The organism is Nonomuraea sp. NPDC050786 (assembly GCF_040654115.1).
Classification (GTDB): domain Bacteria; phylum Actinomycetota; class Actinomycetes; order Streptosporangiales; family Streptosporangiaceae; genus Nonomuraea.
This window is the reverse complement of sequence record NZ_JBFAHJ010000004.1, coordinates 304551-318941: the sequence shown is the minus strand read 5'-3', so window position 1 is coordinate 318941 and position 14391 is coordinate 304551. Positions and strand designations below refer to the sequence as shown.

12 protein-coding genes are annotated in these 14391 nt (G+C 69.8%); 7 read left to right on the top strand and 5 right to left on the bottom strand.

Going from position 1 to position 14391, the window contains the following annotated elements; genetic code table 11:
• Positions 1–27 precede the first annotated feature (27 nt).
• Positions 28–960 (bottom strand): DUF5996 family protein, encoded by a 933-nt coding sequence (locus tag AB0H84_RS11480; protein ID WP_357601787.1) that lies wholly within the window; start codon positions 958–960, stop codon positions 28–30.
• Positions 961–974: 14 nt separating this feature from the next.
• Entirely contained in the window at positions 975–1766 is a 792-nt protein-coding gene (locus AB0H84_RS11475; protein WP_357601785.1) for an MBL fold metallo-hydrolase, read from the bottom strand.
• Positions 1767–1814: 48 nt separating this feature from the next.
• Here AB0H84_RS11475 and AB0H84_RS11470 point away from each other — a divergent pair, with 48 nt between their 5' ends.
• Positions 1815–2210, top strand: a complete 396-nt coding sequence (locus AB0H84_RS11470; RefSeq protein ID WP_357601782.1) for a MerR family transcriptional regulator — start codon at positions 1815–1817, stop codon at positions 2208–2210.
• On the opposite strand, the gene AB0H84_RS11465 is transcribed toward AB0H84_RS11470, so the two are convergent.
• Together AB0H84_RS11465 and AB0H84_RS11460 are read right to left on the bottom strand one after the other, a co-directional pair.
• A complete protein-coding gene (locus AB0H84_RS11465; RefSeq protein ID WP_357601779.1) occupies positions 2202–3386 on the bottom strand; it encodes a hypothetical protein in 1185 nt (394 codons plus the stop codon). The genes AB0H84_RS11470 and AB0H84_RS11465 overlap by 9 nt on opposite strands.
• Positions 3387–3499: 113 nt before the next feature.
• Positions 3500–5131 (bottom strand): phospholipid carrier-dependent glycosyltransferase, encoded by a 1632-nt coding sequence (locus AB0H84_RS11460; RefSeq protein WP_357601776.1) that lies wholly within the window; start codon positions 5129–5131, stop codon positions 3500–3502.
• Between the two features lie 77 nt (positions 5132–5208).
• Here AB0H84_RS11460 and rsmI point away from each other — a divergent pair, with 77 nt between their 5' ends.
• Together rsmI and AB0H84_RS11450 are read left to right on the top strand one after the other, a co-directional pair.
• On the top strand, positions 5209–6057 hold the full coding sequence (rsmI, locus tag AB0H84_RS11455; RefSeq protein ID WP_357601773.1) for a 16S rRNA (cytidine(1402)-2'-O)-methyltransferase: 849 nt from the start codon (positions 5209–5211) through the stop codon (positions 6055–6057).
• A 7-nt stretch (positions 6058–6064) separates the two neighbouring features.
• Positions 6065–7654, top strand: coding sequence for a phospholipid carrier-dependent glycosyltransferase (locus tag AB0H84_RS11450; RefSeq protein ID WP_357601770.1), 1590 nt, complete (start codon positions 6065–6067; stop codon positions 7652–7654).
• Here the strand turns inward: AB0H84_RS11450 and AB0H84_RS11445 are convergent.
• A complete protein-coding gene (locus AB0H84_RS11445; protein ID WP_357601767.1) occupies positions 7590–9137 on the bottom strand; it encodes a hypothetical protein in 1548 nt (515 codons plus the stop codon). The two genes, AB0H84_RS11450 and AB0H84_RS11445, sit on opposite strands and share 65 nt — an antisense overlap.
• Before the next feature lie 99 nt (positions 9138–9236).
• Between AB0H84_RS11445 and AB0H84_RS11440 the strand changes: the two genes are divergently transcribed.
• From AB0H84_RS11440 to AB0H84_RS11425, 4 genes are all read left to right on the top strand, one after another.
• Positions 9237–10457, top strand: a complete 1221-nt coding sequence (locus AB0H84_RS11440) for a glycosyltransferase family 2 protein (RefSeq protein ID WP_357601764.1) — start codon at positions 9237–9239, stop codon at positions 10455–10457.
• 138 nt (positions 10458–10595) lie between these two features.
• A complete protein-coding gene (gene metG / locus AB0H84_RS11435; RefSeq protein ID WP_357601761.1) occupies positions 10596–12377 on the top strand; it encodes a methionine--tRNA ligase in 1782 nt (593 codons plus the stop codon).
• 28 nt (positions 12378–12405) lie between these two features.
• The gene (locus tag AB0H84_RS11430) at positions 12406–13260 is read left to right on the top strand and encodes a TatD family hydrolase (RefSeq protein WP_357601759.1); all 855 of its coding nucleotides are present in this window, start codon (positions 12406–12408) and stop codon (positions 13258–13260) included.
• Positions 13261–13341: 81 nt separating this feature from the next.
• The gene (locus tag AB0H84_RS11425; protein WP_357601756.1) at positions 13342–14250 is read left to right on the top strand and encodes a ubiquitin-like domain-containing protein; all 909 of its coding nucleotides are present in this window, start codon (positions 13342–13344) and stop codon (positions 14248–14250) included.
• The last annotated feature ends 141 nt before the right edge of the window (positions 14251–14391 follow it).

Below are 14391 nucleotides of genomic sequence, written 5' to 3'. Positions count from 1 at the left end.
CGCCCGTCCTCCTCGGAGGGCGGGCGCTCAGTGTTTCGCGTAGTAAGGGTCCGTGACGCCTCCAGGAGCGGCCACCGCCTCCATGTCCAGCCCGGTCAGCCTGGCGCCCGCCTGGTAGGCGCTCTCCAGGAACTCCAGCACGCCCGCGACCGGATTGCCCATCGCGCGGACGTCGTCGTACCGCAGGATCGCCAGGTGGCCGCCGTGTGCCGACAGCCACTCGGCCTCGCCGGGCCGCAGCGGCTCGCGCTCCAGGCCCGCGGGCTCCGGCGCGGTGTAGGAGTAGAACGCGGGCCACGGCCGCTCCTTGTCGCCGAACCAGAAGCCCGAACTGATGACCTCCCGGCTGTACGCCTCCCGGGTCACGGGGTCGGTGTCCGGCGAGACCCGCCCCACCCGCCCGGTGAACCGCGTGACCGCGACGTCGAACGTGTGCCAGTAGTGGTTCACCGGCGAGATCTTCCCGGCGAAGCCCGCGGCGAACCGGTCGAGGAGCTGCACCACCTGCGACAGGATCCGCCAGTAGCGGTTGATCAGCACCGGGTCGTAGTGGGCGTGCCGGGTGTCCTGGTCGAACGGCGTGTCGTCGTCGAGGTCGTACGGCACCGCCCAGATGTCCGGCCGGATCCCCAGCCCCGCGAGCGTCTCGAAGAGCCGCTCGTAGAACGCCGCCACCGACCGCCCGATCAGGCTGAACTCGGCGCTGCGCCCGTCGAGCACGTCCACCACCAGCCGATGGCGGACGAGGTCGAAGTCGATGCTGAACAGCGGCTGCTCGCCCAGCCCGCCCATCGGCCGCGTGGTGAGCCCGCGCCCGGTCGGGTGGAAGGGCACGTGCCACCAGTGGTTGCGCCGGTTGCTCGACACCAGCCGGACCTTCCCCACGATCTGCGCGAACCTGTGGAAGGTCTCCTTGGTCTCGGCCCATTCGGCCAGCGGCATGGCCGGAAAAAGCTCCATGCCGCCAATGGTAACTACCGGCTGTAATCGGACAGTTCCCAGGGGTCATGGGCGGAGAAGACCGCGACCCCGTGGTCGTGCGCGAGCGAGCGCAGGCGTTCCTGGCTCGACACCCGGCGCTCCGGATCGACCTGGGCGCTGACCTGCACGACGTCCATCAACGGGTGCGGCTGGGGCTGCCGGTCCAGCTCGCCGTGGTAGAAGTAGGCGTCCCCGGCGTGCAGCAGCCAGCGGCCGCCGTCGTCGACCGCCACGCCCGCGTGCCCGCGCGTGTGCCCCGCCAGCGGCACGAGCAGGATGTCCTCGGGCAGCCCCTCCAGGGGCCGCACGCCGTCCACGCCCAGCCACCGCGTGCCCGTGCCCGGATAGGTCACCCATTTCGGCGAGTGCGCCCAGTGGCCCGGACGGTAGCGGCGGTTCGGGGCCTGGGCGATGGCGTCCTCCAGTTCGGCCTCCATGGCATGCACCTGGGCATCCGGGAAGTCGGGCAGGCCGCCGCTGTGGTCCACGTCCAGGTGGGTCAGCACGATGTGCCGCACGTCGCGCGGGTCGTGCCCGAGCGCGGCGACCTGCCGTACGGCCGTCTCGGCGGGGGAGAGCAGCGGCTGGACGAGCTCCGTCCACTCGCGCTCCAGCATCTCGCCGGGCTCGGCCACGTCGTCGAGGCCCAGCCCGGCCTCAACCAGGACGAGCCCGGAGGCGGGCGTCTCGATCAGCAGCGCGTGGCAGACCGCGCGCGCCGCCGGCCGGCCGTCGAGGGAGTCGATCTCGCGCATGGACCCGAGGTTCAGGTGGTGAATTCGCATGCGGCTAGGCTGCTACTTGAAGCGCGGTTCAAGTCAAGGAGCCAGGTCGTGGACGACACGTTGATCGACATAGGTGAGGTGGCCAGGCAGAGCGGGCTGGCCCCGTCGGCGCTGCGCTTCTACGAGCGCAAAGGGCTCATCCAGGCGGAGGGGCGCAACGGCCTGCGCCGCGCCTACCGCCCGGAGGCGCTGGAGCGCCTGGCGCTGATCACGTGCGCCCGTGACGCCGGGTTCACGCTGTCGGAGATCGCCGAGTTCCTGCGGGCCAGGCCGTCCGACGCGAGGCTGCGCGAGCGCATGGCCGCCAAGGAGCGCGAGGTCTCCGAGCGGGTGGCGCAGCTCACCCGGCTGCGTGACAGCCTGCGCCACGCGGTGAGCTGCGACCACGACCCGCTCATCGAGTGTCCCGAGTTCAAGCAGGCGGTGCGCCGGGTGTCAGGCTGAGCTGACGTACTTCCTCGGTCTCAGGGCATGGGCGCGGAGAGCCGCCAGGGCCGCCAGCTGGCCGGGGCGGTCCATCCGTACCGCCAGATCGTCGCTGAACGCCAGCCCCAGGGCGGTGAGCTGCGAGATGAGGTCGGCCACCGGCGCGGCCACGTCCTCCACACTCGTGGTGGGATGCCAGCCCTCGCCGCCGATCACCTCCGCCACCCGCTCGCGGAGCTGGGTGGGTGACATCAGCGTGCCGTCGGCGAGCAGCATCAGCGCGGCCTCGCGCGCCGACACCTCGAACTCGTGCTCGCCGCGCGCCAGCAGCAGCCTGGTCACCGCCGACCACATCGCCGAGCGGGACTTGAGCAGCCGCCTGCCGTAGTCGGTGATGGCCAGCCGCGCGCCGTCGCGGCTGATCGCGCCCAGCTCGCGCTCGGCCAGATCGCGCAGCCTGAGCGCCTCGGGCGAGGGCGCGAGCCGCAGCGGCAGGCTCCCTTCCGAGGCGGCCAGCGAGAGCAGCCGGTGCAGGGCCGGGAGGGGTTGCGGGGTCACGGGCGCGTGCAGGCGCACCTCGAACGGCTGGGCCAGCTCCCGCCTGGCCGGGCCCCGCCCCAGCACCCAGCGGTTGAGCCGCTCGCCGTGCACCCGGTTGAGCCAGCTGTCGCCGCCCAGCTCGGCGCGGGGCTCGGTGAGCCAGCGCCGGGTCAGCGCGGTGCGGTCGACGCTCTCGCCGGCCAGGATCGCCAGCTCGAGGGCGGCGGAGCAGGCGATGTGCGCGCCCAGCTCCTCGGGCCCCATGATCATGCTCCACTGCAGTTCGGGGACGTCGGGCGGGAGCACGCCCGTGGCGTCGAGCGCCTGCTGGTAGGCGCTGGTGCCCGCGTCCTCGCCCTCGCGGGCGTACGTGCGCAGAATGTGAACGGTCGTAGGTGACACGCACAAAGCGGCGTAACGCTCCAAACCACCGAGCTGGAGCAGCCGCCCGAGCGAACGTGCCAGGCGCTCGTGGTCGCCGCCCACCTTGAGCGGCAACGTGTACCAGAGGAACTCGCAGACATCGAGCTGGGTCACCGCTTCCAGCGGCTCCCCGCCCGTAAGCCATTCGACGGCGGTCCTGGCCTCCTCGGCCAGCTCCGGCTGCGAGCGCTCCAACTCGGCGAGCAGGGCGGTGACATCCGGTGCACTCATGCCCCGAAGTTTGCCGTATCGACCCCTGGCCTGACGATGACCGAATCCGGTGCGTATTGGGTCTTGCACTGCTACTACCCTATGAACCCACTAATGTACGGACGGTAACTCGGTCATATCCACCGTTTTTCAAACAACATGCGTGCCTTCCATTCGGTGTACGGGATGATCTCGGCGGACAGGATCGGGTGCAGCCACCAGAAGTTGATCAGCGCGAGCAGCGCGAAGGCTCCGACGGCGGCGGCTCCGATGGTACGCCGCATCGGCATCGCACCCGTGGCCGTCGGCGTCGACGTCCCGATCAGCAGCCCGGCGCACAACGTGATGGCCAGCACCATGAACGGCACCATCGGGATGGCGTAGAACAGGAACATCGTGCGGTTGTCGGCGATCGCGAAGTAGATCCACGGCACCAGGCCCATCGCGTACGCCAGCAGCACGGCCCCCGCCCGCCAGTCGCGCGAGGAGACGTACCAGCCGATCAGGGTCACCAGCGCGGCCACCGCCCCGAACCAGATCACCGGCGTGCCCACGCCCAGCACCGCCTCGGAGCAGTCCTTGACGCCGCAGGTGTTCTGCTTGCTCTCGTAGAAGAAGGCCACGGGACGCAGCAGCAGCGGCCACTGCCAGGGCTCGGACATGTACGGGTGGGAGGACTCCAGCCCGCTGTGGAACGTGTAGACCTGCCACTGGTACTTGATCCACGACCGCATCGAGTCGAAGATGAAGAACCCCGGCCCCGACGAGGTCGCCTGGGCCCAGTTGCGCCCGTAGCCGGTCGCGTTGACGAACCAGCCCGTCCAGGTCGCCATGTACGTGACGAACGGCACCACCGCGAACGCCAGGACACCCTGCGGCAGGTCCTTGTTGAACGCGCCCACGTAGGGGTGCCGCAGCCCCACGGCCCGGCGCGCGCCGAAGTCCCACAGCAGCGACATGATCGCGAACGCCACCGCGAACGCCAGCCCCGACCACTTGACCGACATCGAGAAGGCCAGGCAGACCCCGGCCGCGATGCGCCACCACCGGATGCCCAGCGACGGCCCCTGCTGCGAGATCGGCGAGCTCTCGTACCAGGTCACGAGCCGCTCCCTGGCCTGGTCGCGATCGACCACCAGGCAGGCGAACGCGGCCAGCACCCAGAACATCAGGAAGATGTCCAGCAGTGCCGTGCGCGACAGCACGTAGTGCAGGCCGTCGAGGGCCAGCAGCAGGCCGGCGAAGCAGCCGAGCAGCGTCGAACGCGTCATCCTGCGGGCCACCCGGGCCAGGACGAGGATCGACAGCGACCCGATCAGCGCCGCCATGAAGCGCCAGCCGAACGGTGTGAGCCCGAACAGCCACTCGCCCAGGCCGATCATCCACTTGCCCAGCGGCGGGTGCACGACGTAGGAGGCGCACTTGTCGAGGGTCTCGGGGGTGCACGACTGCCAGATGTCGGTGTTGCCGGCGATGATCGCCTTGTCGGCGTCCTTGATCGTGGTCCGCTCGACACCCCAGGTGATCAGCGAGAACGCGTCTTTCATGTAGTAGGTCTCGTCGAAGACCACGGACCCGGGATGACTCAGGTTCATGAAGCGCAGGGCGGCGCCGAAGAGGGTGACCAGCAGCGGGCCCACCCAGCCCCACAGGACGCTGCCGCGCATGGGGGGCACGAGCCGATCGCGTACGGACCGCGTCTGGGGAAGGCTTTCGCCGACCTCCGAGCTCTCGTAGGCCTGGTACGGGGAATCGGTCACCGCCATTCGGACATCGTACGGGCCCCAACGCGATAGCAATTGCAGAAACACGCTGAATTCGGATGCCCTGTCACAATGGTCAGGTGACTGTAGACGGCAAGTTGGTGCTGGCTGGGGCCCCGATCGGCCAGGCGGGCGACGTCTCGCCCCGGCTGCGGGAGGCGCTCCAGAGCGCCGACGTGGTGGCCGCCGAGGACACCAGGCGCCTGCGCAGGCTCGCGGCCGACCTGGGCGTGGAGATCGCCGGCCGGGTGGTGTCCTACTACGACCAGAACGAGGCGGGCCGGGCCCGCGAGCTCCTCGAGAGCCTCAAGGAGGGCCGCACGGTCGTGGTCATCACCGACGCCGGCATGCCGGGCGTCTCCGACCCCGGCTACCGGCTGACGCGCCTCGCGGTCGACGAGGGCATCACGGTCACCGCGCTGCCAGGGCCGAGCGCGGTCACCACCGCGCTGGCCGTCTCAGGGCTCGCCAGCGACCGGTTCTGCTTCGAGGGCTTCCCGCCGCGCAAGCCGGGCGACCGCGCCCGCCGCCTGTCCGCCCTGGCGGGCGAGGAGCGCACGATGGTCTTCTTCGAGGCGCCGCACCGGCTGGCGAGCTCACTGGCGGCCATGGCGGAGGCATTCGGCCCCGACCGGCAGGCCGCCGTGTGCCGCGAGCTGACCAAGACGTACGAGGAGGTGCGCCGGGGCGGGCTCGGCGAGCTGGCCGAGTGGGCCGCCGGGGGCGTCAAGGGCGAGATCACCGTCGTGGTCGCCGGGCACGTGGCGGACGAGGGTGAGCCGGACCTCGACGAGCTGGTCGCCGAGGTGGACCGCAGGGTCGCCGAGGGCACGCAGCGCAAGGTCGCCGTCGCCGAGGTGGCCAAGCAGGCGGGGATCCCCAAACGCGAGCTGTACGACCTGGTTCACAGGAGATCTTTTACGCCATAGGCTGCGCATGGTGAGGAACTGGGGGGTTTCCGCGCAGCGCCTCGTCCCGCCGATGCAGGGGAGCACTCTGGTGGGCTGGGCCGGGCCGCTCCTGGTCGCGCTCTTCGGCGGCCTCCTGCGCTTCATCAGGCTCGGCGAGCCCAACGCGGTCGTCTTCGACGAGACGTTCTACGCCAAGGACGCGTACTCGCTGCTCAGGTACGGCGTCGAGCGGACCATGCTCGGCGACGCCAAGGACCCGGTCGCCGACCGGCGCCTCATGGCGGGCAACCTCGACATCTTCAAGCACTGCCCGCAGCCGGACGACTGCGCCTCGTTCGTGGCGCATCCGCCGCTGGGCAAGTGGATGATCGCCGTGGGGGAGTGGCTGTTCGGGATGAACCCGTTCGGCTGGCGCTTCGCCGCCGCCCTGGCCGGCACGCTCTCCATCCTGATCATCGCCAGGGTGGCGCGCAGGATGACGCGCTCGACGCTGCTGGGGTGCCTGGGCGGGCTGCTGCTCTCGCTCGACGGGCTCCACCTGGTGCTGTCGCGTACGGCGCTGCTGGACATCTTCCTGATGTTCTGGGTGCTGGCCGGGTTCGCCTGCCTCGTGGCCGACCGCGACTGGGCGCGGAAACGGCTGGCCGACCTGCACGAGAGCGGGGCGGTCACCGAGCTGGGGCCGCGTCTCGGGCTCAGGCCGTGGCGGCTGGCCGCCGGGTTCTGCCTGGGGGCCGCGTGCGCGGTGAAGTGGTCGGGGATCTTCTTCCTCATCGCTTTCGCGATCATGAGCCTGATGTGGGACGCGGGAGCCAGACGGGCGCTGGGACTGCGCGGGCCGTACCGGGGGGCGCTCTCGTACGACCTGCCGGGCGCGGCCGTAGCCATGGCGGTCGTGCCGGCGCTGACGTATCTCGTGTCGTGGACCGGCTGGTTCGTCAGTGCGGGCGGCTGGGGACGCAACTGGGGCCAGGCCACCTCGTCCGGACCGGTGTTCTTCGTCGCCGACTCGCTGCGGTCATGGGCGCAGTACCACCTCGACGTGCTCGGCTACCACAGCAACCTGCACGAATACCACCCGTACATGTCGGAGCCCTGGACGTGGCCGCTGCTGATCCGGCCGGTCTCCTTCTACTACCCGCCGGACGTGCCGCCGTCGGCGTGCGGGGCCGACGCGTGCTCACAGGCCGTGGACGGCGTCGGCACCCCGGCCCTGTGGTACGCCGCCCTGCTGGCGCTCGTCGGCCTCGTCGCCTGGTACGTGGCCACGCGCGACTGGCGGGCCGGGGCGACGCTGCTGGGCTACGCGGCCGGCTGGCTGCCCTGGTTCTACTACGCCATCGCCGACAACCGGACGATGTACCTGTTCTACATGATCCCCGTCGTGCCGTTCATGGTGCTGGCGCTCGTGCTGGTGGCGGGGCTGGCGCTGGGCAGGCAGGACGCCCCCGCTCCCCGGCGGGCGGTCGGGGCCGCGACGGTCGGGGCGTTCGCGCTCATCGTGCTGGTCAACTTCTGGTGGCTCTATCCGGTGCTGACCGCCGAGACGCTCACACACGCAGAGTGGTGGTCTCGGATGCTGATGTCCTCCTGGGTGACCAGCGCGCCCAAGTGACGCCCTTGCGCAGCGTGATCGCCGCCGCGATGCACGCCAGGGGGACGGCCGGAAGCACGTACCGGTAGTCGAACTCCGCCGTCGCCGCCGGCGCGAGCAGCAGCCCGACCGAGCCCAGCCACGGCAGCACCACCGGGCCGCCGAACTTCCGCCACCTGACCACGACGCCGTACAGGCCGATCAGCAGGATCCCGCCGAGCATGATGCCGCGCAGGAAGAACACCTTCTGGTAACCGCTCATGATCTCGGCCCACGGCGACACGATCCGCGTCTCCGGCGGGCCCTGCTCGTAGCTGAACGCGTCGGTGTCGGTCCTGCCGCCCTGGTACGACGGCCACTTCGGCAGCCGCTTGGGCTGGCCGCTCTCGTCGGGCTCGTACCACGTCTTGAACTCGTACATGCTGTACGTCGACTCGTCCGGGAAGCGCGGCCGCGACCAGTTGAACGAGCGGAAGAAGTCACGGGTGACCACCCTCAGGTAGTCGCCCGGCTGCGACAGGATCGCCCGGGTGGCGAACGCGCTGGCGGCGTCGTTGGTGATCTCGGTGAACTTCTTGTTGGCGCCCCACCGGTGCAGCACCTCGCCCGTGCCCGTGCCGTCGCCGTTGCCCTGACCCCACAGGTACCACTGCGCGTACTCCTTGCGCTCGCTGATCGGGTCGTTGATGCACAGCAGCAGGAGCTGGACCTCCTTGTACTTGTCGATGTGCATCTTGTTGCAGTCGGCGAAGATGGCCGTGCGCATGTAGAGGATGAGGCCGTCGCTGTTGGTCATCGCGAACTTCCCGTACGCGGAGGCGAACCAGCCCATGTAGGCCAGCACCGGGATCATGGAGGCCGTGACGACGGCGGTGATCGGGCGCCAGCCGGTCCGCTTGACCAGCAGGTAGAGCACCACCAGCGCCAGGACCGGCAGGCCGATCGAGCGCGTCAGCCACGTGAGCGCCAGCAGCAGGCCGACCACCGCGCCCGCCTGCCACGACAGCCGCCGCTTCCACAGCACCAGCGTGACCACGCCCACCACGAGCAGCGTGAACATGGTGTCGGACATCACCATCTGCTCGAGCTGGATCTGGTACGCGTCGAACAGCATCGGCGCCGCCGCCAGCGTGGCGCCCCACTTCGGCAGCCTGAACTTGATCCGCAGCAGCGCGTAGATCAGGCAGGCCGTGGCCAGGCCCATCAGGTGCTGGGTGAAGATCGCCAGCGTGAAGCTGTGGAACGGCTTGAGCAGCAGCAGCCAGAAGCTGTAGCCGACGGGCCTGATCGAGTGCGGTCTCGGGTGCAGCGCCACCGAGACGTACTCGTACGAGTCGTTGAACCACATGGCCGGGCCGTATCCGAGCATGGTGATGAGCCGCAGCACGGCGCCGACGCCGAAAGCCGCGGCGAACACCCGATGCCGGCGCACCATGGAGAGTGCGCGAGCTGCCCGGCCAGGGGCGGAGTGGTCCACAGGGGTAATCTCCGCGACGCTCACCATGGTGTAAAGAATGCCAGTCGTTTTTGGGTCTTGACCCGAACACCATGGGGCAGAGGGCATGATGGTTCACTGGAACAGCCTTAACTGAAGGGTAGACACGTGGAACTGACGGTGGTCATGCCCTGCCTCAATGAGGCGGAGACCGTGGAAGTCTGTGTGCGCAAGGCACTGGCGTGCATGGCGGAGCACGGCATCGAGGGCGAAGTGCTGATCGCCGACAACGGCAGCACGGACGGCTCGCAACAGCTCGCCCGCGACGCCGGCGCCCGCGTGGTCCACGTCGACGAGAAGGGCTACGGCAACGCCCTCATGGGCGGGATCAGGGCGGCGCGCGGCAAGTACGTCATCATGGGCGACGCCGACGACTCCTATGACTTCACCTCGCTGCTGCCGTTCGTCGAGCAACTGCGCGACGGCGCCGACCTGGTGATGGGAAACCGCTTCAAGGGCGGCATCGCACCCGGCGCCATGCCGCCGCTCCACCGCTACCTCGGCAACCCGGTGCTGTCGTTCATCGGCCGGCTGTTCTTCCCGTCGGCGATCGGCGACTTCCACTGCGGGCTGCGCGGCTTCCGGCGCGACTCGATCCTGCGGCTGCAGCTGCAGACGGGCGGCATGGAGTTCGCCTCCGAGATGGTGGTGCGCTCGACGCTCTCCGGGCTGGACGTGCGCGAGGTCCCCACGACGCTCTCGCCCGACGGGCGCTCCCGCCCGCCGCACCTGCGCTCCTGGCGCGACGGCTGGCGCCACCTGCGCTTCCTGCTCCTCTACAGCCCCAAGTGGCTCTTCTTCTACCCCGGCGTCCTCATGATGCTCCTCGGCCTCGCCGCCGGGACGGCGCTGACGTTCGGGCCGGTGGAGATCGGCGAGCTGGCCTTCGACGTCGACACCCTGGTCGGGTCATCCGCTCTGGTGGTGATCGGCTTCCAGGCGGCCCTCTTCGCGGTGTTCACCAAGGTGTACGCGGCCGAGGAGGGCTTCCTGCCGGAGTCGCCGCGCATCCGCAAGCTGATCGACGTGGTGAGCCTGGAGAAGGGGCTCGTGGTCGGCGGCCTGCTGGCGCTCGCCGGTCTGGTCGGCCTGGTGATGTCGCTGTTCCACTGGCAGGTGCGCAGCTTCGGTGAGCTGGACCCGCGCGAGTCGCTCCGTATCGTGGTGCCCTCGGCCACGGCGCTGATCATGAGCTTCCAGACGATCTTCGCCTCGCTCTTCGTCAGCATCCTGGGCATCCGGCGCACCCGGGAGAGCTCGATCGACATCGCCGCCAAGGCCGCCGAGGAGGCCGCGGAAGCGGTCTCCCTGGAGGAGTCCAAGCACTGATCCCCTGCCCCCTTACCGACCTCGCGGCGCCCACTGTGTGGGCGCCGTTCCCATTGCGCCCCAGGGGCGCCGGAGAGCGACGTGCCGTGTGGGGGAAGTGGGTCCGAGGCGGGATGGGAGACCCGTAGGCTTAGGACTATGTCCCAGCACATCTTGACCGCCGTCGCGTGGCCGTACGCTAACGGCCCCCGCCACATCGGGCACGTCTCCGGGTTCGGCGTGCCATCCGACGTCTTCAGCCGCTACCAGCGGATGGCGGGCAACAAGGTGCTGATGGTGTCAGGCACCGACGAGCACGGCACGCCCATCCAGGTGCAGGCCGACAAGGAGGGCGTGAGCGCCAGGGAGCTGGCCGACCGCTACAACCGCGTCATCGCCGAGGACCTCACCGGGCTGGGGCTCTCCTACGACCTGTTCACCAGGACGACGACGAAAAACCACTACGCCGTCACCCAAGAGATCTTCAAGGGCCTCTACGACAACGGCTATATCTTCCCCAGGACCACGATGGGGGCGATCTCGCCCTCGACCGGCCGCACGCTGCCCGACCGCTACATCGAGGGCACCTGCCCGATCTGCGGCTACGACGGCGCGCGTGGCGACCAGTGCGACAACTGCGGCAACCAGCTCGACCCGATCCAGCTGATCAATCCCAAGAGCCGCATCAACGGCGAGACCCCCGTGTTCGTCGAGACCGAGCACTTCATGCTCGACCTGCCCGCCTTCGCCGACGTGCTCGGCACCTACCTGCAGTCCAAGCAGGGCGAGTGGCGGCCCAACGTGCTGAAGTTCGCGCTCAACCTGCTCGGCGACCTGCAGCCGCGCGCGATCAGCCGCGACCTCGACTGGGGCGTGCCGATCCCGCTCGACGGCTGGCGCGACCAGCCCAACAAGCGGCTGTACGTCTGGTTCGACGCCGTCATCGGCTACCTGTCGGCCTCCATCGAGTGGGCCAGGCGCTCGGGCGACCCCGACGCGTGGCGCCAGTGGTGGCAGAATCCCGACGCCCGCGGCTACTACTTCATGGGCAAGGACAACATCGTCTTCCACGCCGAGATCTGGCCGGCGATGCTCTTCGGCTACAGCGGGCAGGGCGCGCGCGACGGCTCGGCGGGCTCGCTCGGCGCGCTCAACGTGCCCTCCGAGGTGGTCTCGAGCGAGTTCCTGACCATGGAGGGCAAGAAGTTCTCCTCGTCCCGGCAAGTAGTAATTTACGTGCGAGATTTCCTGGCGCGTTACGACGCCGACGCGCTGCGCTACTACATCGCGGTGGCAGGCCCGGAAAATCAGGACACCGACTTCACCTGGCAGGAGTTCGTCAACCGCAACAACGGCGAGTTGGTGGCAGCCTGGGGCAATCTGGTCAATCGGTCGATCTCCATGGCGGCGAAAAACTTCGGGGTCGTGCCCGAGGCGGGCGACCTGACCGACGCCGACCGGGCGCTGCTGGAGCGCTCGCGCAACGCGTTCGCGCCGGTGGGCGCGGAGCTCAACCGGTCGCGCTTCAAGAACGCGATCACCGAGGCGTTCGACGTGGTCCGCGAGGCCAACAAATACCTGGCCGAGCAGGAGCCGTGGAAGCTCAAGGAGGACCCGGAGCGGCAGAAGTCGATCCTGCACGTCGCGCTCCAGGTCGTCGACGACGCCAAGACGATGCTCACGCCGTTCCTGCCGGGCTCGTCCAACAAGGTCTTCGCCATGCTCGGCGGCGAGGGCGTGTGGTCCGGCATGCCGGAGATGCGCGAGGTCGACGAGGACGGCGGCACCTCCTACCCGGTCATCACCGGCGACTACGACGGGGCGGCCCGCTGGGAGCACCGGCCGATCAAGCCGGGCACGCCGCTCGCGCCGCCCGTGCCGCTGTTCAAGAAGCTCGACCCCAAGGTCGTGGACGAGGAGCTGGCCCGGCTGGGCGAGTGACCCGGGCGGGGCGGCTACCTTGGACTCCGTGACCAAGCTTCCCGCTCCGCCGGAGCCGCTCTCCGCCCCCGTGTTCGACAGCCACTGCCACCTCGACATCATGGTCGGCAACAGGCAGGCGTCGTCCGGCGACCCGGTGGCGCAGGCCGCGCAGGCGGCGCAGGCCAGCGTGCGCGGCATCCTCGAGGAGGCCAGGGCGGTCGGCGTGACGCGGCTGGTCACGATCGGCTACGACCTGACGTCGTCCAGGTGGAACGCCGAGGTCGCGGCCGGCCAGGAGGGCGTGTACGCCGGGGTGGCCATCCACCCCAACGAGGCCCACGAGGCCACCCCGGAGGTGCTGGCCGAGATCGAGAGGCTGGCGCGGCAGCCCGAGGTGCGCGCGGTGGGGGAGACCGGGCTCGACTACTACCGCGACTGGGCGAGCAAGGAGGACCAGCACGCGAGCTTCCGCGCGCACATCGAGATCGCCAAGCGCACCGGGAAGGCCCTGGTCATCCATGACCGCGACGCGCATGACGACGTGTTGAAGGTGCTGGGTGACGAGGGGGCGCCGGACAAGGTCGTCTTTCACAGCTTCTCGGGCGACGCCGAAATGGCGAAAAAGTGTGTCGAAGCTGGATATTTCATGTCTTTCTCCGGGCCGGTCACGTACAAGAACGCCGGCTACCTCCGAGAGGCCGCCCACGTCGCGCCGCCGGAGCTCATGCTGGTCGAGACCGACGCCCCCTACCTGCCGCCGGTCCCGCACCGGGGCAAGCCGAACGCGCCCTACCTCATCCCTCTCACCATGCGCTGCCTGGCGGAGGTCAAAGGGGTCCATCCGGATCGGCTGTGTGAGGCGATCAGCGCCAACGGAGTCACAGTCTTCGGCGAGTGGTGACCATCTTTCGGTGAACTCGCCGGAGCGCCGGGTGGCGCCTCGCTAACGTTCGGGCGGTCCTGACCGTTCCGGAGGTGGTTCGTGCGAGGAAAGAGGCGTGCGCCGCGTCCGCCGATCCCCTGGCGTTCACCGTGGACGCCGGTCGTGTGCCTGGCGGGCGCCGCGGCACTCGGGGCGCTCATGGCGGTGTCGTCCCTGGTCAAACAGGTCGTCGTGATCGTCGACGGACAGCGCACGGAGGTCCGCGCGTTCGCGGGGACCGTGCGCGACGTGCTCGCCGAGGCCGGCGTCTCGGTGGGGTACGGCGACTCCGTACGCCCGGCCGCGCAGGAGGACGTCGCCGACGGAGCCACCATCGAGGTACGCCACGCGCGCCCGATCACCCTGACCCTGGACGGCCACACCAGCAGGCACCTGGTCACCGCCACGAACGTCGGCGACGCCCTGGCCGAGCTCGACCTCACCCCGGCGGCCGGCCGGGCCTCCGCGCCGCCGAACGACGCGGTGCCGCTCTCGGGGATGCGGCTCACCTTCTACACCAGGCGCAAGGTGTACGTGGTCGCGGGCACCGCCCGGATCACCTCGCGCACCACCGCCAGGACGGTACGCGAGGTGCTCAGGCAGAACCGTGTCCCGCTGCGCCGCGGCTACGTGGTGACGCCGCCGCTCGACAGCTTCCCCAAGGACGGAACGGTCATCACGGTCGCGCCGCCGCACACCATCCCGATCCGGCCGGACGTCATGGCGCTCGACTGGCAGGCGCTGGCCGCCTGCCTGGCCAACGGGGACCCCCAGGCGTACAACCCGGACGGGCCCTATTACGGGATGTACCAGTTCAGCCTGCCGGTGTGGGAGGCCGTGGGCGGGATGGGGCTGCCGAGCAGTTGGCCGGTGGAGGAGCAGACGTACCGGGCGCAGGTGCTCTACCAGCAGATGGGCGACCGATGGCAGACCCAGTGGCCGACCTGCGGCGACCGCCTGACCACCTGACGGGCGGAGACCGGAACTGTGCGCCAGGGGCCTGCCCTTTCGTGCGACCCGCTCCTGGGACTTTCACGCGGCCCGCTCCTGGGCCGTCCGCCCTTTCAGCGGCCCGCTCCTGGGCCGCCCAGCTCCTCCTTGCCTCCCCAA